Here is a 451-nt window from a genome sequence, read left to right on the forward strand (position 1 = left end):
CTATTTAAAATTATACAGCAAATAAAAAAATCTACAACAAAACTTGTTGTAGATTTTTACTTAATCTATATTATCTTTATATTTTCAGTATTTTAATGATGGAATAATCTATTTTTAGTAAATGCCATGACTATGTTATACTTATTACAAGTTAATATAACATTATCATCACGAATAGAACCACCTGGTTGTGCTATAAAGCTTACCCCACTCCTTTTTGCACGCTCTATATTATCACCAAATGGGAAAAATGCATCTGAACCAAGTGCTACTCCTGTTAAAGTTTTAAGCCATGCTCTTTTTCCTTCTCCAGTTAGAGGCTCTGGTTTTTCTTCAAAAAAGTTTTGCCATATGCCATCAGCAAGCACATCCATATAATCATCAGAAAGATATACATCAATAGTGTTGTCTCTATCTGGACGACCTATATCCTTTTTGAATTTTAAGTTTA

At 30.6% G+C, this 451-nt stretch carries 1 pseudogene; it reads right to left on the bottom strand.

Annotated elements, in window-relative coordinates:
- Positions 1–92 precede the first annotated feature (92 nt).
- Positions 93–451, bottom strand: a pseudogene (locus K0039_RS21325) (phosphoribosylaminoimidazolecarboxamide formyltransferase); the annotation flags it as partial.

The sequence above is a fragment of the Terrisporobacter mayombei genome (assembly GCF_020748465.1).
Lineage (GTDB): Bacteria > Bacillota > Clostridia > Peptostreptococcales > Peptostreptococcaceae > Terrisporobacter > Terrisporobacter mayombei.